The organism is Allobosea sp. LjRoot9, from assembly GCF_964252745.1.
In the GTDB taxonomy this organism is placed as follows: Bacteria; Pseudomonadota; Alphaproteobacteria; order Rhizobiales; family Beijerinckiaceae; genus Allobosea.
Genome location: NZ_CAXUPC020000015.1, coordinates 18,625 through 38,109 on the forward strand (window position 1 = coordinate 18,625; position 19,485 = coordinate 38,109).

Sequence of the window (19,485 nt, forward strand, 5' to 3'; positions counted from 1 at the left end):
ATCCGGGATCGAGATCAACCCGCCCATGATCGAAACAAGAGGCAGTCCACGATGCGCTATCTCCACACCATGGTCCGCGTCACCGATCTCGACGCAGCGCTCGATTTCTACGTGACCAAGTTCGGGCTGGTCGAGACCCGCCGCATCGAGAACGAAAAAGGTCGCTTCACGCTGGTCTTCCTGGCCGCGCCCGACGAGGTCGAGACCGTCAGGGAGCAGGGCAGCCGCGGCCGCCCGACGCTGGAACTCACTTATAACTGGGATCCGGAGGTCTATACCGGCGGCCGCAATTTCGGTCACCTCGCCTATGAGGTCGACGATATCTACGCCACCTGCGACAAGCTCATGAAGGCCGGCGTCACCATCAACCGGCCGCCGCGCGACGGCAACATGGCCTTCATCCGCTCGCCCGACAACATCTCGATCGAGATCCTGCAGAAGGGCGATCCCAAGCCGCCGGCCGAGCCCTGGACGAGCATGCCGAACACCGGGGCTTGGTAGGCGAAGCGGCGGCATGACCGGCGTCTTCTCCCTCGGCATCGCCACGCTCGACTATGTCTACAGCGTCGAGACCATGCCGACGCGCGGCGAAAAATATCGCTCGCGCGATCTCGCCGTGGTCGGCGGCGGCTGCGCCGGCAACGCCTCGGTCGCGATCGCGCGGCTCGGCGGCCGCTCATGGCTGGCGACGCGGCTCGCCGACGACCTGACCGGGGACCAGATCGTCGCTGAGCTCGAAGGCGAGGGCGTCGACACCGGCTTCTGCCTCCGCGCGCCCGGCCTGCGCTCGCCGGTCTCCGCCATCCTGGTCGATGCCGAAGGCGAGCGCATGGTGATCTCCTATTCCGATCCCGCCATGCCGGTGACGACGGATTGGCTGCCCGGGAGCCTGCCGGAGGGGGCGGACGCGGTGCTGGCCGACACGCGCTGGGGCGAGGGCGCGCTCGCCGCCCTGACCCTGGCGCGCAAGGCCGGCGTCCCCGGCGTGCTCGACGCCGACCGCAAGCCGCCCCATCCCGATCTCGTCGCGACCGCGAGCCATGTCGCCTTCAGCGCGCAGGCGCTCCAGGAATTGTCGGAGGAGGATGATCCGCGCCTCGGCCTCGCCAAGATCGCCGGCAATGCCGAGACCTGGCTTGCGGTGACGCTCGGCAAGGAGGGCGTGCTCTTCGTCGAGAATGGCGCGATCGCGCATATCCCCGCCTTTCCCGTCGTGGCGGTCGATACGCTGGGCGCCGGAGATGTCTGGCACGGCGCCTTCGCACTGGCGCTGGCGGAGGGGCAGGGCGAGCGCGCGGCGATCCGTTTCGCCTCAGCGACGGCCGCGATCAAATGCACGCGCTTCGGCGGCCGCGCCGGCGCGCCGCGGCGCGAGGAGGTCGAGCGCTTTCTGGCGCAGGCCGGCTGAGCTTCGCTCTGCGGCGAGGCTCTGCCTGAAATTTAGGCAGACGAGATCGCGCAAGCCCTTGCCCGGACAAGAGGCGCGCGGAAGATTGGCGGCGTTCGCTCGTTTCAAGGTTTCCCATGTTTGCGCCGCCCGTGCCGGCAGCCAGTGACCCGCTCCTGCCGGCCTATGTGCGGGCCGATGGTGGCGTGCGATTGCGCTTCGGCCGGGTGGGAGCGCGGACGCATCGTCTCGAACTGGCGGAATCCGGCGGCTACCGCGCCCGCTTTCCCACGACCTTCGACGCAAGCTGCGAGGCCGTGCTGATCAACACCGGCGGCGGCATGGCCGGCGGCGATACGATGCGGGTCGCAGCCGTGCTGGAGGCCGGCAGCGACGCGGTCATCACCAGCCAGGCCGCCGAGAAGATCTATCGCAGCCAGGGCGCCGACACGCGCATCGAGACGGCGCTCACGCTCAAGGCGGGCGCGAGCCTGGCCTGGCTGCCGCAGGAAAGCATCCTGTTCTCGGGCGCGCGGCTCGCACGCAACCTGACGATCGATCTCGCCGCGGATGCAAGGCTGGTCGCCTGCGAGTCGGTCTTCTTCGGCCGCAGCGCCATGGGCGAGGCGATGCTGCGCGGCTCGCTGCGCGATCGCTGGCGCATCCGGCGCGAGGGCAAGCTGGTCTTCGCCGATGATCTGCGGCTCGAAGGAGCTGTGGCGGCAAGCCTTGCGCGCCCTGCGATCGCGGCTGGTGCGCGCGCCTCCGCCACACTGGTAGCCGTGGGGCCTGAGCATCTCGTGGGGCTCGATGATGTGCGCGGGCTCATCGCCGACGCCCTTCCCGATGTCGAGGGGGGCGCCGGCATCGTCTCCGATCTGCTGGTGGTCCGTCTGCTCTCGCGCGATGCACAGGCGCTCCGTCGCGTCCTCGTCACGCTGCTCGGGCATTTGACCGGTCGTGCGCTGCCGCGCACCTGGTCAATTTGAGGAGAGCATCATGCTGGCGATCCATGGTCTGAAATGCATCTATGACACCGGCGCGCGCGGGTGGGCGGTCGAGCTCGCTTTGAGCGGCGAGGGCGAGGAGGCGGTGCGCCGCTTCGATGTCGACGGCCCCGATGATGCGGAGATGCTGATCGAAGCCTTCGACGAATCGACTTCCAGCAGCTTCGACCCCGCCACCGGCGAGATCGTCTTCGCCTATGAATATGCCGAACTTGACGGCGATGAGGACGAGGACGACGAGTCCGAGGAAGACGGCGACGAAGACGAAGAAGACGAGGAGGTCGCCGAAGACGAGACCTCCGAGGATGAAGACGAAAAGGTGAAGGCATGAATCTGACGCCGCGCGAAAAGGACAAGCTGCTCGTCGCCATGGCTGCCATGGTGGCGCGGCGAAGGCTCGAGCGCGGCGTCAAGCTGAACTACCCCGAAGCCGTCGCGCTCATCACCGACTACGTCGTCGAGGGTGCGCGCGACGGCAGATCGGTCGCCGATCTGATGGAGGCCGGCGCCCATGTCATCACGGCCGACCAGGTCATGGACGGCATCGCCGAGCTGATCCACGACGTCCAGGTCGAGGCGACCTTTCCCGACGGCACCAAGCTCGTCACCGTGCATGAGCCGATCCGTGGCTCGGCCGGCAGGCTCAAGCCCGGCGAGGTCACGACACTGCCGGGCGACCTGATCATGAATGACGGCCGTGAGAGCCTGACGCTCACGGTCGCCAATAGCGGCGACAGGCCGATCCAGATCGGCTCGCATTATCATTTCTACGAGGCCAACCCGGCCCTGCGCTTCGAGCGCGACAAGGCGCGCGGTTTCCGGCTCGACATCCCGGCCGGCACGGCGGTGCGCTTCGAGCCCGGCCAGACCCGCGAGGTGAGATTGGTGGCGCTCGCCGGCAAGCGCGAGGTCTATGGCTTCCGCCAGGATGTGATGGGCAAGCTTTGAACGGGCCGGTTGGTAATGAGTGATATCCTGAACGAGGCCGAGCTGCCGCCTGCCGAGGCGGTGGCGCAGCTCAGCAAGAAAAAGGGCGTCTGCGCGCTTACTGGCGTTGAGATGGCGCGCAAGAACCTCGTCGTCCTCGACAGCCTGCGGCCGACGCTGGCCGAGCATATCAGGCGCGATTTTCCCGAGCTCGAAGACCACAGCCTGATCAGCATCAAGGAGCTGGCGCGCTATCGCACGCGCTATGTCGAGGAGATCCTGCGCGAGGAGCACGGCGAATATTCCGATCTCGACCGCGAGGTCGCCGAGAGCATCGCGCGGCAGGAGACGATCGCCGAGAACATCGAGGATGATTTCGAAGAGCACCGCACGCTGGGCGAGCGCCTCTCCGACGGTCTCGCCAAATTCGGCGGCTCCTGGTCCTTCCTGATCAGCTTCGGCATGGTCCTGGTCGTCTGGATGGCGATCAATGCGATCATCGGCGAGGGCAAGGCCTTCGATCCCTATCCCTTCATCCTGCTCAATCTCGTGCTGTCCTGCATTGCCGCGATTCAGGCGCCGATCATCATGATGAGCCAGAAGCGGCAGGAGGAGAAAGACCGGCTACGTTCCTCGAACGACTACCAGGTCAACCTCAAGGCCGAGCTCGAAATCCGCCATCTCCACGAGAAGATGGACCACCTCATCACGCGGCAATGGCAGCGCCTGGCCGAGATCCAGCAGGTCCAGCTCGAATTGCTGCAGGATCAGGCGCGGCCGAAGCCGAAGCGGCGCAAGCCGGCTGCGAAGAAGAAGCCGAAAGCGAAAGCGGAGGGCTCGTCATCGTCGCCGGCCACGCCCGAGCCGGCCTGAGTCTTGCTGGCAAGTTTTTGAGAAAACAGGGATCCGAGAACCCCCATGCCCTTTCCCTTCCCACGCAACGCCTATGCCGCGATGTTCGGCCCCACCACCGGCGATACGGTGCGCCTGGGCGATACCGAGCTCGTCATCAAGGTCGAGAGTGATTTCACCACCTATGGCGAGGAGGTGAAGTTCGGCGGCGGCAAGGTCATCCGCGACGGCATGGGCCAGAGCCAGGTCCGCAATGCTGACGGTGCGGTCGATACCGTCATCACCAACGCGCTGATCCTCGACCACTGGGGCATCGTCAAGGCCGATATCGGCATCAAAGCGGGCCGCATCTGCGCCATCGGCAAGGCCGGCAATCCCGACATCCAGAGCGGCTTCGGCAATTTCAACCCGTCCGAGACCATCATCGTCGGCCCCGGCACCGAGGTGATCGCGGGCGAGGGCAAGATCATCACGGCCGGCGGTTTCGACAGCCATATCCATTATATCTGCCCGCAGCAGATCGAGGACGCGCTGATGAGCGGCCTCACCACCATGCTGGGCGGCGGCACCGGCCCGGCGCACGGCACCTTGGCTACGACCTGCACGCCCGGCCCCTGGCATCTCGGCCAGATGATCAAGGCGGCCGACGCCTTCCCGATGAATCTCGCCTTTGCCGGCAAGGGCAATGCGGCGCTGCCCGGCGCGCTGGTCGAGATGGTCGAGGCCGGCGCCTGCGCGCTCAAGCTCCATGAGGATTGGGGCACGACGCCGGCCGCGATCGACAACTGCCTCTCGGTTGCCGACGATTACGATGTCCAGGTGATGATCCACACCGACACGCTGAACGAGTCGGGCTTCGTCGAGGATACGATCAAGGCCTTCAAGGGCCGCACCATCCACGCCTTCCATACGGAAGGGGCGGGCGGTGGCCATGCGCCCGACATCATGAAGGTGGCGGGGCTGCCCAATGTGCTGCCCTCTTCGACCAATCCGACGCGGCCCTTCACGGTCAATACGCTGGACGAGCATCTCGACATGCTCATGGTCTGCCACCACCTCTCGCCCTCGATCCCGGAAGATCTCGCCTTCGCCGAGAGCCGCATCCGCAAGGAGACGATTGCGGCCGAGGACATCCTGCACGATCTCGGCGCGCTCTCGATGATGTCGTCAGACAGCCAGGCCATGGGCCGCGTCGGCGAGGTCATCACCCGGACCTGGCAGACCGCCCATAAGATGAAGCTGCAGCGCGGCCCGCTGCCGGAGGATGCCGGTACGGGGGCGGATAATTTCCGCGCCAAGCGCTATGTCGCGAAATACACCATCAACCCGGCGATCTCGCATGGCATCTCGCGCCATATCGGCTCCATCGCCGTGGGCAAGCTCGCCGATCTCGTGATCTGGTCGCCGGCCTTCTTCGGCGCCAAGCCGGACATGATAATCAAGGGCGGCATGATCGCGGCAGCCCCGATGGGCGACCCCAACGCCTCGATCCCGACGCCGCAGCCGGTGCATTACCGCCCGATGTTCGGCGCTTTCGGCAAGGCCGTGACCTCGACCTCGCTGGTCTTCGTTTCGCAGGCTGCGATCGCCAACGGTCTGAAGCAGCGATTGGGCACCGACAAGGAGATGGTCGCGGTCGAGAACACGCGCGGCGGCATCTCGAAGAAGAGCATGATCCACAACGACGCCACGCCCGACATCCAGATCGATCCGGAGACCTATGCCGTGGTGGCCGACGGCGAATTGCTGGTCTGCGAACCCGCCAAGGAACTGCCGCTGGCGCAGCGTTATTTCCTGTTCTGAGAGCCGCCGCTCCGTCATTGCGAGGAGCGCAGCGAAGCATTCCGGACGGGATGGGCTTCTCGATAATAGGTCAACTTAGTAGCACAAATGGTAATCTGTGCTACTAAGTGTCCATGCAGCGCATCCCGCTCAACATCCAGACGCTCTATGCCGATCTGCAGCAGCAGGTCGGGATGGCGTCGTCCGACGAGGCGACGGTCGTCGCCACGACGGTCGGCGGTATCAGCTATCTGCGCCTTCAGCGCTGGGTCGGCGCAAGCCGCACGGTCGAGCATCTCGGCCGCGCCGACGATCCCGCCGTCATCACCCGCGCCGAGGCGGCGAAAGCCGAGATGGCGCGCCGGCAGGAGCGGCGCCGGCTTGTCTCGACCTTGCGGCGGCTTATCCCGGGACCCACGGCGACGCTCGGCAAGGTGCTCGATGCTGTCGCCCATGCCGGCTTGTTCCGGCGCGGCGCGGTGCTGGTCGGAACGGCGGCCTATCAATGCTATCCGCCGCTTCTCGGCGCGATCCTGCCCTCCGCCACGGTGATGACGCAGGATGCCGATCTCGCCACCGCCGACCTCGCGCTCGATGGCGAGATCGCGGGAGACAGCATGATCGCGATCCTGCAAAGGGCCGATGCTAGCTTCACCGGCTTGCCTGGGCTCGATCCGAGGGCTCCGCCGGCGCGCTTCCGCAATGCCGAGAGCTTCGTCGTTGATCTCCTGACGCCGCAGCGGCGACGCTCTGATCGCAATCCGATGCCGCTCAAGGCGCTCGCTGCGGGAGCCGTTCCGTTGCAGCATCTCGACTGGTTGATCGAGGAGCCCGTTCCAGCCGTCGCGCTGCATGGCGCGGGCGTGGCGGTCTCGCTCCCGCGCCCCGCGCGTTTCGCGGTGCACAAGCTCATTCTGGCGCAGAAGCGCGGGGCGCATGAGGCCGCCAAGAGCCGCAAGGACCTCGCTCAGGCGGCGGCGCTGGTCACGGCATTGCGGGAGGCCGCGCCGTTCGAGCTGCAGGACGCACTGGACGAAGCGCGTGCGATCGGCCGCGACGGTTGGGCGCGACCGATCGACCGATCCCTCTCTCAGATCGCCGCTTTGGCCTAAGCAGGCGGCGAGGACGGAGTGGGTTTCACGCCGCCTTCGGCAGGGTGGGCTTGAGCGCGGCGGCGGTTTCCTGCGCGCTCGCCAGCGCGGCCTTGCGGTGCTCGGGGCTGAAGTTGATGCCCTCGGCACGGACGAACTCCACGTCGCTGATGCCGATGAAGCCGAAGAGGGCGCGTAGATAGGGCTCCTGGAAATCATTCGGCGCTGCGGGCGCGCCTGGCGAATAGATGTTGCCGCGTGCGACGGCGATGATGACGCGCTTGCCGCCGGCCAGGCCCTGGGGGCCGTTCTCCGAATAGCTGAAGGTCTTGCCGCGGACGGCGATGCGATCGATCCAGGCCTTGAGCTGGGTCGAGATGGTGAAGTTGTACATCGGCGCGCCGATCACGACGGTATCGGCGGCGAGGAACTCGTCCATGATCGCCGTGCTGGTGGCGACCTCCTGCTGGAGCGCCTCGCTGCCCGGCGCGCCGGCGGCTGCGGCGAGATAGGCGCCGGAAAGATGCGGGACGGGATCGGCGGCAAGGTCGCGATAGGTCACGTCGAGGCTCGGATCGGCCTGGCGCAGGCGGGCGACGATGGCTGCCGAAACCTCGCGGCTGGCCGAGTTGTCGCCGAGGATGCTGGAGTCGAGATGAAGCAGTTTCATAGGGAGCCTCTCTGGTATATGTTTGATACTGAGGCTATGTACGAGCCTGACTAAACCACGACAAGGAGGCACATTTTTGGAACAAGGGCACACGCATGTGACTGAGAACTGCCGGGTCGTTGCGCCAATTCTCGCCCGCATCGGCGACAAATGGAGCGTCCAGATCGTTCGCCTGCTCGGCGATGGTCCCAGGCGTTTCAACGAGATCAAGCGCATGGTCGACGGCATTTCGCAGCGCATGCTGACCCTGACCCTGCGCGGGCTCGAGCGCGACGGGCTGGTCAACCGCACCGTCTTCCCGACGATTCCGCCGCGCGTCGATTATGAGCTGACCGATCTCGGTCGCTCGCTCTGGCTGCCGGTCCAGGCGCTCGGCCTATGGGCCTATGAGCACCATGGCGAGATCAGCCGGGCGCAGAAGGCTTTCGACAAGCGCGCCGGCATAGGCGAGGAGCAGCCGCGCAGGATCGCAGCAGTGGGCATGGCCGGGCGCTAGATCACGTCGCGTTCGGACGGAAACGCCCGAATGCGAGCATTGCTCCTGCGAAAGACCGGCCGCCACTTTTTTGCGCAAGGCTTTGGCGCGTCTTTTTTGTTAATCTTTGGTCAACCATGCAGCTTGCGCTGTTGCGCCCGGATACAACGTCGAGATGTAATCGGGGAATCAGGCAACCCTCGATCGTTCCGGAGCTTCAGGCCGCATGTCCGATCCGATTATCGTCATCGCCCGGGCGCAGGTGCTGGCCGAGGCGCGCGCCAAATTCACCGCTGCCGCGCATGATTGCATCATCGCCACCCGCCGCGAGCAGGGCTGCCTTGCCTATGACATGCATGAGAGCCTCACCGAGCCCGGCCGTTTCCTGACCGTCGAGCATTGGGAGACACGCGCCGACATCGATCGGCACATGGCCGCGCCGCATCTCATCGCCTTCCTCAATGTCGCAGGGGCTTGCGTCAGCGCCCCTCCGGTGATCGAAGTGGTCGAACCGCGATCCATCGATCGCCTCTGATCCACCATCGTCACGGGTTTAACATCATGCTGCGTGCCACCTCCGTCGTTCGCAAGGCTGCAGTCAAAGCAGACAAGATCGTCGAGACGCTGACGCTCGACCATGAGGATCGCAACCGCCGCCGCCTCGCGCTCAAGGGCGATGGCGGGCTCGACATCCTGCTCGACCTGGACAAGCCGACCGCGCTTGGAGACGGTGACGCGGTCAGGCTCGAAGACGGCCGGTTGGTCGTGATCAAGGCGGCGGCGCAAAGCCTGCTCGAGATCCGTGCCGAGAACCCGCTGCGCCTGATGCGGCTGGCCTGGCATATAGGCAACCGCCACACCCCGGCCGAGATCAGCGGCGACGCGATCTATATCGAGAACGACCATGTCCTGGCGGAGATGATCCGCGGCCAGGGCTGCGCCATGAACGCGGTGACGCGCCCCTTCCAGCCCGAGCGTGGCGCCTATGACCACGGCCACGACCATCACGATCACGGGCATGAGCATGGGCACGCTCATGCGGCGGATGCTTGCGGCTGCGGGCACGACCACCATGCCGGCCATGATCACGCCCACCATGATCACGGGCACGACCATGCGGGCCATGATCACAAGGCTCATGACCACAAGGCTCATGACCACGCCGCGCATGCTCACGGTGACGACTGCGGCTGCGGGCATGACCACGGCCACAAGCATGGCGCCGAGCATGGTCACAAGGGCCACAGCCACGACCACTGAGCGCCGCTCATGTCGTCCGCGCATCTCCCGCTCATGGTCTGGCTGTCGCCGTCCTTCCCGGTCGGCGCCTTCGCCTATTCGCATGGGCTGGAATGGGCTTTCGAGGCGGGCGATCTTCATGACGCCGCGACGCTCCGGGACTGGCTCGAGGCCCTCATCGTCCACGGCTCGCTGCGCAACGACCTGATCCTGTTCGCCAACACCTGCCGCGTGGTGGAAGCTGGCGACGATGCCGGCCTGGTCGAGACCGCGGAGCTGGCCCTGGCGCTGGCCAATTCGGCCGAGCGCCGGCTGGAAACGGTGACGCAGGGCAACGCCTTCATCGCAGCGGTGCGCGCCGCCTGGCCGTGTGATGCGATCGAGCATCTGCGCAGCATCTGGCACGGCGATATCGCCTATCCCATCGCTGTCGGCGTGGCGGCCGCCGGCCATGACCTGCCGCTACGGCCGTCACTGGAGGCCTATGGGCTCGGCTTCGTCGCCAACCTCGTCTCGGCCTCGGTGCGGCTCGGCATTGTCGGCCAGACCGATGGGCAGCGCATCACGGCCGGTCTCGTGCCGGCCTTGCATGAGGCTGCAGCCGCAGCCGAGACGGCGACGCTCGATGATCTCGGCGGCTGCGCGCTGCGCTCCGACCTCGCATCTTTGCGACACGAGACCCAGTATTCGCGGCTGTTCCGCTCATGATCATGGCGGTCGCGACGGCTTTGGCGTTCGTACTGGCCGTGATCGCAGGCTTGCATCTCTATTGGGGGCTGGGCGGCCTCTGGCCGGCCTCGACCCAGCAGGGCCTCGTCAGCACCGTCGTCGGCGATGCGAGGCTGAAGCGCATGCCGTCGCCGCTCCTGTCCATCACTGTAGCTGCCGCAATCGCGGTCACGGCGCTCTGGCCGTTGCTGCTCGCCGGGGCTTTCGCGGGCGCGGCGCCCCGCCTGCTGATCATGGGCGCGGGCCTCGCGATCATGGCCGTGTTCTTGCTACGAGGGGTCGCGGGCTATGTGCCGGCCTGGCGGCGAAAGCATGCGCTCGAACCTTTCGCGACGCTCGACAGACATTACTACGCGCCTCTATGCCTCGCGATCGCCGCGGGCTACGCGGCTCTGCTCTTCGAAGGATTGTGATCGGTGACACGCTCTCCCCATGGCCCCCTGCGCGTCGGTATCGGCGGCCCGGTCGGCTCCGGCAAGACCGCGCTGATGGAGGTGCTCTGCAAGCGCATGCGCGACACTTACGATCTCTGCGCCATCACCAACGACATCTACACCAAGGAGGATGCGCGCCTGCTGACGGTGGCGGGTGCGCTGCCGCAGGAGCGCATCATGGGCGTCGAGACCGGCGGCTGCCCCCATACCGCGATCCGCGAGGACTGCTCGATCAACCTGGCGGCGGTCGAGGAGATGCGTGGCAAATTCCCCAATCTCGACATCATCCTGATCGAGTCCGGCGGCGACAATCTCGCCGCGACCTTCTCGCCCGAGCTCGCCGATCTGACAATCTACGTCATCGACGTCGCCGCCGGCGAGAAGATCCCGCGCAAGGGCGGGCCGGGCATCACCCGCTCGGACCTGCTCGTCATCAACAAGACCGATCTCGCCCCCCATGTCGGCGCGGATCTGGCGGTCATGGACCGGGATTCGCGGCTGATGCGCGGCAAGCGCCCCTTCGTCTTCACCAATACGAAGGCGGGCGAGGGGGTCGACGCGGTGGTCGACTTCATCGAGACCGCAGGCGGGCTCCGGGCTGCTCCTGCTGCGTGAGGCATCGCGGCCGCTGGCCTGACTCTTGCTGGCTTTCCAGCTCGTCGACACCGGCGTAACACCTGTGGGTGGAATGCCGGCGCCTCCTTGCTGACCATGAGACCAGACCTGAAAATCCTGATCGTCGATGCCAATCCGGTGCGCGCAGCCATCATCGATGAGGGCCTGCGCGAGGCCGGCTTCACCGATCTCGTCCGCATCGGCGCGACCAACGGGCTCGTCGCGGCCATCGAATTGCATGACCCCGACGTGGTCGTCATCGACCTCGAGGATCCCAGCCGCGACGCGCTTGCCGACATGTTCCTGGTCAGCCGCCATGTCCGGCGGCCGATCACCATGTTCGTCGATCAGTCGGATTCGGCCTCGATCGAGGCTGCGGTCGAGGCCGGCGTCTCCGCCTATATCGTCGACGGGCTGAAGAAGGAGCGCATGCAGCCGATCCTGCAGACCTGCATCAGCCGCTTCAACGCCTTCCGCAAATTGCGCGAGGAGCTCGACGAGGCCCGCTCGCAGCTCGAGGACCGCAAGACGATCGACCGCGCCAAGGCCATCGTCATGCGCATGAAGGGCCTGCCCGAGGAAGAGGCCTATGCGCTCCTGCGGCGCACAGCGATGAACGAAAAGCGCAAGCTCGTCGACATTGCGCGCTCCATCATCACAGCCGCCGAGGTGCTGAAATGACCCTGCACTTACGCGTCGGTTTCATGCCGCTGGTCGATTGCGCCCTCGTCACCTTGGCGAAGGACGAGGGTTTTGCCGAGGCGGAGGGCCTCAATCTCGAGCTGGTGCGCGAGGTCTCCTGGTCGAACCTGCGCGACAAGCTCAATGTCAGGCTGTTCGACGCCGCCCATATGCTGGGGCCGGCCGCCATTGCCGCGACATTGGGCGTCGGCGGCGTCAAGGCGCCGATGGCGGCGCCGCTGGCGCTCAACCTCGACGGCGCGGCGATCACCTTATCGGTGCGCCGCTATGAGGAGCTGGCGCGGCTCGCCGAGGGCGACATGGCCGACACCGCCATTTCCGCCCGGGCGCTCGCCGCCATGGTGGAGCGCCGCAAGGCCTCGGGCCTGCCGCCATTGACGCTTGCCGCTGTCTTCGGCTTCTCCAGCCATACCTACCTGCTCTGCGACTGGCTGGCCAAGACCGGGCTCGTCCTCGGCCGGGACATCCGCTTCGAGGTCGTGCCGCCGCCGCAGACGGTGGAGGCGCTGACCAGCGGGCGCGTCGACGGGTTCTGTGCGGGCGCGCCCTGGAACACGGCCGCCGTCGCTGCAGGCATCGGCGCCATGGTCCATTGCAGCGTCGATCTGCGCCGCAACTGCCCCGACAAGGTGCTGGCCTGGCGCGCCGACGATGCGGAGCGGCGCGCGGCTGCGGTCTCGAAGCTCAACGCCGCGATCCTGCGGGCGAGCGACTGGGCCTGCCAGCCCGCTAATTTCGGCCGCCTCGCCATGCATCTGTCGAAGCCCGATCGGCTCGCGCTGCCCGCCGATATCCTGGAGCCGGTGCTGCATGGGGAGTTGCTGCAGGGAGCGGGGCGGCCGCCCCGCAAGGTCGAGCGCTTCATCCGCTTCGACCGCGAGGCGCTGCGGCCCGATCCCGAGCATGCCGACTGGATTCTCGCAGGCATGGAACAGGCCGGCCAGATCATCCGCAGCCCGGAGATGACCGAGCAAGCCAGGGCCGTCTTCCGGCCTGCTCTCTTTGCGGGCAGCGCCGATCGCCCTTGAAGATTTGCGCATTTTTTGTGCGACTGCGGTTGAATTGTGCGGCGCAATAAAGGGCGCCGCGCCCGCGGCCGGCAGAGGCCCGTTACCTCTAAGCTGTTGAAATTCTAAGAATTGCCTCGGTTTGAACCGGTTGGCACGATCCTTGTTTGTGTTGGTGTAACGCGGCCAAGGCTGCCCGCGCCCTATTTCAGATCGAAACGCACAGCAACGCCGCTGTCGAACGTGCCTCACCCAGGTGCTTTCGCGCGGCGTTTTTCGTTCTGGCGGCGCAGACGAGTTCGACCCAGACCCCAGCTTTAAGTCCAGCAGAGAGGCGATCGATGACCGAGACAGTCGAGACCAGGGTGAAGCCGGCGAAAACCGCCGCCAGCCGCCGCCAGCTCCTCAAGCTCTCCGGCGCGGCCGCTTTGCTGAGTGCGGCGAGGCTTGCGCTGCCGTCGGGCGCCTTCGCGCAAGCCGCGGGGCCGGAGCTCAAGGGCACGCGCCTCGGCTACATCGCTTTGACCGACGCCGCTCCGCTGATCATCGCCAAGGAGAAGGGCCTCTTCGCCAAATACGGCCTGCCCGACATGGACATCGCCAAGCAGGCCTCCTGGGGCGCGACGCGCGACAATATGGCGCTCGGCTTCAAGAACAATGGCATCGATGGCGGCCATATCCTGCGCCCGAAGACGCATCTCTACAGCACCGGCAAGGTGATGCAGAACAGCCAGCCTTTGCCGATGTACACGCTGCTGAACCTCAACCAGGACGGTCAGGCGATCTCGGTCTCGAATGAATACAAGGACCTCAACGTCCAGAAGGATTCCTCGCCGCTGAAGCTGGCCTTCGAGCGCAAGCGGGCGGCCGGCAAGGAGCTCACCGCCGCGATGACCTTCCCGGGCGGGACGCATGATCTCTGGATCCGCTACTGGCTCGCCGCCGGCGGCATCGACCCCGACACCGACATCAAGGTCATCACCGTGCCGCCGCCGCAGATGGTGGCGAACATGAAGGTCGGCACGATGGACTGCTTCTGCGTCGGCGAGCCCTGGAACGAGCAACTGGTCAACCAGAACATCGGCTACACCGCGCTCACCACCGGCGAACTCTGGTTCAAGCATCCCGAGAAGATCCTGGGCATGCGCGCCGATTTCGTCGACGCCAATCCCAAGGCGACGCAGGCCATCCTGATGGCGGTGATGGAAGCCCAGATCTGGGCCGACAAGATGGAGAACCGCCAGGAGCTGGCCGAGATCGTTGGGCGCCGGCAATGGTTCAACGTCCCCGTCACCGACATCAACAAGCGCCTGCAGGGTGACATCAACTACGGCAATGGCCGCGAGGTGAAGGGCACCAATCTCTACATGAAGTTCTGGGGCCAGGGCGGCGAGGTCTCCCATCCCTTCAAGAGCCATGACAGCTGGTTCGTCACCGAGAACATCCGCTGGGGCAAGTTCGAGCCGACGATCGACATCAAGGCCCTGGTCGACAAGACCAACAGGGCCGATCTCTGGCGCGAGGCCGCCAAGACGCTCGGCGTCGCTGGGGCCCCGACCGCGGATTCGCGCGGCGTCGAGACCTTCTTCGACGGCGTGAAGTTCGATCCCGCCGCGCCGCTGGACTATCTCAAGGCGCTCAAGATCAAGCGGGTCGCCTGATCGCATGGCCGAGCCGCTGATCATCGTGGGGAAGGGCATGGCCGCGACGCGGCTGGTTGACGAGCTCAGCCAGCGCGCGCTCGGTCGCTATTCCATCGCGGTGATCGGCGCGGAAGGCCGGCTTGCCTATAACCGGGTGCTGCTCTCGCCATTGCTGGCGGGCGAGATCGCTGAACCCGATATCGAGTTGAAGCCCGCCGCCTGGTGGCGCGCGCGCGGCGTCTCGATGATCTATGGCCGCCCGGTTGCCGGCATCGACCGTGCGGCCAGGACGGTCACGCTGGAGGACGGGCTGGCCCTGCCTTACGGCAAGCTCGTCCTCGCCACCGGCTCCAAGCCCCTGAAGCCGCCTTTCCCGGGCGGCGATCTGCCGGGCGTTGCGACCTTCCGCGACACCGCCGATGTCGGAATGATGCGGGCCTATGCGCAGCGCAGTGCGCGCATCGTCGTCATCGGCGGCGGCCTGCTCGGGCTCGAGGCTGCTTATGGTCTCTCGAAGGCCGGCGGTAAGGTCACGCTGCTGCATCTGGTCGATCGGTTGATGGAGCGCCAGCTCGATGCCGAGGGCGCGGGCCTGCTCGCGGCCGCGATCACGGCGCGCGGCATCGATGTCAGGTTGAGCAGCGCGACCAAGGGTTTTGTCGGCACGGACAAGGTCGAGGGCGTCGAGCTTCAGGACGGCACGATCATCCCCGCCGATCTCGTCGTCATCGCCATCGGCGTGCGCCCCAACATCGATCTCGCCAAGGCGGCGGGGCTCGCCGTCAATCGCGGCATCGTCGTCGACGATGCGATGGCGAGCGAGGATGCCGATGTCTTCGCGATCGGCGAATGCGCCGAGCATCGCGGCCAGGTCTATGGCCTCGTCGAGCCGGCCTATGAGCAGGCACGCGTGCTGGCGATGCGGCTTGCTGGCCAGAAATCCGCAGGGGTGGAGGCCGCTTACGCCGGCTCGCTGCTTGCGACCAATCTCAAGGTCAGCGGCGTCGGCGTCTTCTCGGCCGGCGAGTTCGAGGCGGGCGAGGGCGCCGAGATCCTCGTGCTGCGCGATCCCAAGGCCGGCATCTACCGCAAATTCGTGCTGCGCGAGGGCAGGCTCGCGGGCTGCGTCCTCGTCGGCGATACGCAAGGCGCCCTGTTCTATCTCGGCCTGATCCGCTCGGGGCAGGAGATCTCGGCGATCCGCGCCGATCTGCCTTTCGGCGAGCCTTACTGCATCAGGGAGGCTGCCTGACATGCGCATCGACGATGCCTCGTTCGGCCCCGGCATTCCCGATCCGGCGATCCGCACCACCTGCCCCTATTGCGGGGTTGGCTGCGGCGTTCTGGCAACACCGGACGGCAAAGGCGGTGCGGCGATCGCAGGCGATCCCGCCCACCCCGCCAATCTCGGCCGGCTCTGCTCGAAGGGCTCGGCGCTCGGTGAGACGCTCGGCCTGGGCAGCCGCGTGCTGCACCCGCTGAAGCGCAATGCGGCGGGCGGCTATGACCGTGTCACCTGGGAGCTTGCGCTCGATGCGGTTGCCGAGGGCTTCCGCTCGATCATCCGGCACGAGGGTTCTGAGGCCGTCGCCTTCTATCTCTCCGGCCAGCTCCTCACCGAGGATTATTACGTCGCCAACAAGCTGATGAAGGGCTTCATCGGCTCGCCCCATGTCGACACCAATTCGCGGCTGTGCATGTCCTCCACGGTCGCCGGCCATAAGCGCGTCTTCGGCTCCGACACGGTGCCGGGCAATTACGAGGACCTCGACAGCGCCGATCTGATCGTGCTGGTCGGCTCGAACACCGCCTGGTGCCACCCGGTGCTGTTCCGTCGCATCCAGCAGAACCGCAGCGAGCGCGGCGCCAAGGTCGTCGTCATCGATCCGCGCGTGACGGCCACCGCCGAGGATTGCGACCTCGTCCTGCAGCTCAAGCCGGGCTCCGACAGCGTCCTGTTCGCAGGGCTGCTCGTTCATCTCGCCGAGCACAGCCTGACCGACGCGACCTATCTCGCGCGCCACGCCAGCGGTTTCGAGGCCGTGCTGGAGAATGCGCGCGGCATCGCGCCCGACATCGCCGCCGTCTCCGCGCGCACCGGCTTGAGCCCGGCCGACATTGCAGCCTTCTACGCGCTCTGGGCCGGCACGCCTGCTGTGGTCACGGCCTGGAGCCAGGGCGTCAACCAGTCGGCGCAAGGCACCGACAAGGTCGCCTCCATCCTGCATTGCCATCTCGCCACCGGCCGCATCGGCCGTCCCGGCGGCGGGCCGCTTTCGCTGACCGGCCAGCCCAACGCCATGGGTGGGCGTGAGGTCGGCGGGCTTGCCAATATGCTCGCCGCCCATATGGGCTACTCGGCTATCGAGATCGACAGCGTCCGTCGTTTCTGGAACGCGCCCAACATGGCGCAGCATGAAGGCTTGAAGGCCGTCGCCATGCTCGATGCGGTGGCAGACAAGCGCATCAAGGCGCTCTGGGTCATGGCAACCAACCCGGCCGTCTCCCTGCCGCGCGCCGACCATGTCATGGCGGCGCTGCAGGGGCTCGACCTTTTCATCGTCTCCGAGAACGTGCTCTCCAACGACACGCTCGCCGCCAAGCCGCATTTCATCCTGCCGGCCGCCGCCTGGGGCGAAAAGGACGGCACGGTCACCAATTCCGAGCGCCGCATCTCGCGTCAGCGCGCCTTCCTGCCCCTGCCGGGCGAGGTCAGGCCGGATTGGTGGATCATCTGCGAGATCGCCAGGCGGCTGGGCTTCGCGGCCGGTTTCGGCTTCGCCGATGCTTCCGAAATCTATGCCGAGCACGCCGCACTTTCCGCCTTCGAGAATGACGGCACCCGCGATTTCGACATCGGCGCCCATGCCGGTTTGACGAAGCGCGGCTATGATGCGCTCAGGCCCGTGCAATGGCCCGTGCCCGCCGGTCAATCGCAGGGCACGGCGCGCCTCTTCGCCAATGGCGGCTTCTTCACGCCCGACGGCCGCGCCCAGATGAAGCCGCTCGCCATGCCGGCGCTGGCGGCTGAGCCGAGCGAGGCTTTTCCGCTGCTGCTCAACACCGGCCGCGTCCGCGATCACTGGCATACCATGACGCGCACCGGCCTGAGCCCGCGCCTCTCAGCCCATGTCAGCGAGCCCAGCGTCCATGTGAATCCGGCGGATGCCGCCCGTTTCGGCCTGGAGGAGGGCGGTTTCGCCCGCATCGCGAACGCCCATGGCGCGGTCGTGCTCAAGGTCCTGCGCGACGAGGGCGTGCCGGCTGGCTCGCTCTTCGCGCCGATCCACTGGTCGGCCGAGACGGCGTCCGATGCGCGTATCGGCGCGGCCGTGCAGCCCTTCTGCGATCCCCATTCCGGCCAGCCGGAGATGAAGGCGACGCCCTCGTCGATCGCGACCGTGAGCTATGCCGCGCAAGGCTTCGTGCTGTCGCGTGAGGCCTTCGCCCTGCCGGCGGGAAGCTGGTGGGCGAGTGTTGCGGTCGAAGGCGGGCAGGGCCGCCTGTTCGCGACAGATGCCTCTGTCGATGATCTGATGGCGGCCGTGCGCTCAGCCTTCGGTGAGGATGGTCTCACCGAGATGATCGACCGCCAGGGCGGCGCCTATCGTTGCGCCGTGACGCGTGAAGGCAGGCTGATCGCTGCGCTCTTCGTCGGCCCCTCCGGGCGGGCGCCGCTCTGGGACACGGTCAAGCTCGCCTTCGCCGATGCCGGCTTCGCGCCGGAAAACCGGCTCGCACTGCTCGCCGGCCGCCGGCTCGATGGCGCGGCCGATCCCGGCCCCACGGTCTGCGCCTGTTTCGGCGTCGGCCTCAATGCGATCCGCGCGGCCTTCGCCGGCGGTGGCGCGATGACGCCCGAGGATATCGGCCGGCAGCTCAAGGCCGGCACGAATTGCGGCTCCTGCCTGCCGGAAATCCGGCGCATCGGCGCGCAGTCGCGCGAGACGGTGGCGGCATGATGGTGGCGGCATGACGGACGCGACGGACCAATTCAATCAGAGGAGTATCGGGATGGGTCAGACTGTCTTGAAGAACGCGACCGTGGGCGCGAAGGTCGTCGCATTATCGGCCGTGCAGGCCGAGGTGGTGACCCTGCCGGCGGTTGCCGGCAAGCCGCTGCGCGAGCGGCTCGGCGCCTGGCTCAAGGCGGTTCTCGTCAACATCCTGCCGCCGCTGATCACGGTCACGCTGATCCTGCTGGTCTGGCAGCTCACCGCGCATGGCCCGCAATCCTCGCTGCCGCCGCCGACCAAGATCTGGGCGGAAGCCAAGGACCTGATCACCGAACCGTTCTTCTGGAACGGCTCGCAGGATATCGGTCTCGGCTGGCGCATCCTGGTCTCGCTCCAGCGCGTCGCCATCGGCTTCAGCCTGGCGGCGGTCGTCGGCGTGCTGCTGGGGGCGCTCGTCGGCCAGTCGGTCTGGGCGATGCGGGGGCTCGATCCGGTCTTCCAGGTGCTGCGCACCGTGCCGCCGCTCGCCTGGCTGCCGCTCTCGCTGGCGGCCTTCCGCGACAGCCAGCCCTCGGCGATCTTCGTGATCTTCATCACCGCGATCTGGCCGGTGATCATCAACACGGCGGTCGGCATCCGCAACATCCCGCAGGATTACCGCAATGTCGCGCAGGTGCTGCGGCTGAACCAGATCGAGTTCTTCTTCAAGATCATGGTGCCCTCCGCCGCGCCCTACATCTTCACCGGGCTTCGCATCGGCGTCGGCCTGTCCTGGCTCGCCATCGTCGCGGCCGAGATGCTGACCGGCGGCGTCGGCATCGGCTTCTTCATCTGGGATGCGTGGAACTCCTCGCGCCTGTCCGACATCATCGTGGCGCTCATCTACATCGGCGTCGTCGGCTTCGTGCTCGACCGCCTCGTCGCCTTCATCGGCACCATCGTCACCCGTGGCACCCTGACCAATTGAGG

Annotated in this window: 21 protein-coding genes; 20 read left to right on the forward strand and 1 reads right to left on the reverse strand. The window is 66.6% G+C overall.

The window, feature by feature from the left end; translation table 11 throughout:
• Positions 1-51 precede the first annotated feature (51 nt).
• From ACSQ3P_RS31305 to ACSQ3P_RS31340, 8 genes are all read left to right on the forward strand, one after another.
• Entirely contained in the window at positions 52-501 is a 450-nt protein-coding gene (locus ACSQ3P_RS31305; protein ID WP_092176790.1) for a VOC family protein, read from the forward strand.
• 13 nt (positions 502-514) lie between these two features.
• A complete protein-coding gene (locus tag ACSQ3P_RS31310) occupies positions 515-1,408 on the forward strand; it encodes a PfkB family carbohydrate kinase (RefSeq protein WP_436169319.1) in 894 nt (297 codons plus the stop codon).
• 116 nt (positions 1,409-1,524) lie between these two features.
• Positions 1,525-2,376 carry an urease accessory protein UreD gene (locus ACSQ3P_RS31315; protein ID WP_436169320.1) on the forward strand — a complete coding sequence of 284 codons (852 nt, stop codon included), beginning with the start codon at positions 1,525-1,527 and terminating at the stop codon, positions 2,374-2,376.
• 10 nt (positions 2,377-2,386) lie between these two features.
• Entirely contained in the window at positions 2,387-2,725 is a 339-nt protein-coding gene (locus ACSQ3P_RS31320; RefSeq protein ID WP_436169321.1) for a hypothetical protein, read from the forward strand.
• Positions 2,722-3,342 (forward strand): urease subunit gamma, encoded by a 621-nt coding sequence (locus ACSQ3P_RS31325; RefSeq protein ID WP_436169322.1) that lies wholly within the window; start codon positions 2,722-2,724, stop codon positions 3,340-3,342. Before ACSQ3P_RS31320 ends, ACSQ3P_RS31325 begins: the two co-directional genes overlap by 4 nt.
• A 15-nt stretch (positions 3,343-3,357) precedes the next feature.
• A complete protein-coding gene (locus ACSQ3P_RS31330) occupies positions 3,358-4,194 on the forward strand; it encodes a DUF1003 domain-containing protein (RefSeq protein WP_436169323.1) in 837 nt (278 codons plus the stop codon).
• 45 nt (positions 4,195-4,239) lie between these two features.
• A complete protein-coding gene (ureC, locus tag ACSQ3P_RS31335) occupies positions 4,240-5,976 on the forward strand; it encodes an urease subunit alpha (RefSeq protein ID WP_436169324.1) in 1,737 nt (578 codons plus the stop codon).
• 113 nt (positions 5,977-6,089) lie between these two features.
• Positions 6,090-7,067 (forward strand): GSU2403 family nucleotidyltransferase fold protein, encoded by a 978-nt coding sequence (locus ACSQ3P_RS31340; RefSeq protein ID WP_436169325.1) that lies wholly within the window; start codon positions 6,090-6,092, stop codon positions 7,065-7,067.
• Between the two features lie 25 nt (positions 7,068-7,092).
• On the opposite strand, the gene ACSQ3P_RS31345 is transcribed toward ACSQ3P_RS31340, so the two are convergent.
• A complete protein-coding gene (locus ACSQ3P_RS31345) occupies positions 7,093-7,716 on the reverse strand; it encodes an FMN-dependent NADH-azoreductase (RefSeq protein ID WP_436169326.1) in 624 nt (207 codons plus the stop codon).
• A 76-nt stretch (positions 7,717-7,792) separates the two neighbouring features.
• Between ACSQ3P_RS31345 and ACSQ3P_RS31350 the strand changes: the two genes are divergently transcribed.
• The 12 genes from ACSQ3P_RS31350 to ntrB all read left to right on the forward strand — a co-directional run bounded on the left by ACSQ3P_RS31350 (position 7,793) and on the right by ntrB (position 19,483).
• Positions 7,793-8,212 carry a winged helix-turn-helix transcriptional regulator gene (locus tag ACSQ3P_RS31350; RefSeq protein ID WP_436169327.1) on the forward strand — a complete coding sequence of 140 codons (420 nt, stop codon included), beginning with the start codon at positions 7,793-7,795 and terminating at the stop codon, positions 8,210-8,212.
• A 205-nt stretch (positions 8,213-8,417) separates the two neighbouring features.
• Positions 8,418-8,726 carry a putative quinol monooxygenase gene (locus ACSQ3P_RS31355; RefSeq protein WP_436169328.1) on the forward strand — a complete coding sequence of 103 codons (309 nt, stop codon included), beginning with the start codon at positions 8,418-8,420 and terminating at the stop codon, positions 8,724-8,726.
• Between the two features lie 26 nt (positions 8,727-8,752).
• Complete coding sequence (locus ACSQ3P_RS31360) at positions 8,753-9,451, forward strand: urease accessory protein UreE (RefSeq protein ID WP_436169329.1); 699 nt, start codon at positions 8,753-8,755, stop codon at positions 9,449-9,451.
• Positions 9,452-9,460: 9 nt separating this feature from the next.
• The gene (locus ACSQ3P_RS31365) at positions 9,461-10,138 is read left to right on the forward strand and encodes an urease accessory protein UreF (RefSeq protein WP_436169330.1); all 678 of its coding nucleotides are present in this window, start codon (positions 9,461-9,463) and stop codon (positions 10,136-10,138) included.
• Positions 10,135-10,572, forward strand: a complete 438-nt coding sequence (locus ACSQ3P_RS31370; RefSeq protein ID WP_436169331.1) for a DUF3995 domain-containing protein — start codon at positions 10,135-10,137, stop codon at positions 10,570-10,572. Before ACSQ3P_RS31365 ends, ACSQ3P_RS31370 begins: the two co-directional genes overlap by 4 nt.
• Positions 10,573-10,575: 3 nt before the next feature.
• Positions 10,576-11,208, forward strand: a complete 633-nt coding sequence (gene ureG / locus ACSQ3P_RS31375) for an urease accessory protein UreG (RefSeq protein WP_069690481.1) — start codon at positions 10,576-10,578, stop codon at positions 11,206-11,208.
• Positions 11,209-11,298: 90 nt separating this feature from the next.
• Positions 11,299-11,889, forward strand: coding sequence for an ANTAR domain-containing response regulator (locus tag ACSQ3P_RS31380; protein WP_436169359.1), 591 nt, complete (start codon positions 11,299-11,301; stop codon positions 11,887-11,889).
• Positions 11,886-12,938 carry a CmpA/NrtA family ABC transporter substrate-binding protein gene (locus tag ACSQ3P_RS31385; protein WP_436169332.1) on the forward strand — a complete coding sequence of 351 codons (1,053 nt, stop codon included), beginning with the start codon at positions 11,886-11,888 and terminating at the stop codon, positions 12,936-12,938. Before ACSQ3P_RS31380 ends, ACSQ3P_RS31385 begins: the two co-directional genes overlap by 4 nt.
• Positions 12,939-13,258: 320 nt before the next feature.
• Positions 13,259-14,578: a CmpA/NrtA family ABC transporter substrate-binding protein gene (locus ACSQ3P_RS31390; RefSeq protein WP_436169333.1), complete on the forward strand. Its 1,320-nt coding sequence runs from the start codon at positions 13,259-13,261 to the stop codon at positions 14,576-14,578.
• Positions 14,579-14,582: 4 nt separating this feature from the next.
• Complete coding sequence (locus tag ACSQ3P_RS31395; RefSeq protein WP_436169334.1) at positions 14,583-15,812, forward strand: NAD(P)/FAD-dependent oxidoreductase; 1,230 nt, start codon at positions 14,583-14,585, stop codon at positions 15,810-15,812.
• 1 nt (position 15,813) lies between these two features.
• On the forward strand, positions 15,814-18,522 hold the full coding sequence (locus tag ACSQ3P_RS31400) for a molybdopterin-dependent oxidoreductase (protein ID WP_436169335.1): 2,709 nt from the start codon (positions 15,814-15,816) through the stop codon (positions 18,520-18,522).
• A 52-nt stretch (positions 18,523-18,574) separates the two neighbouring features.
• Entirely contained in the window at positions 18,575-19,483 is a 909-nt protein-coding gene (gene ntrB, locus ACSQ3P_RS31405) for a nitrate ABC transporter permease (RefSeq protein ID WP_436169336.1), read from the forward strand.
• The last annotated feature ends 2 nt before the right edge of the window (positions 19,484-19,485 follow it).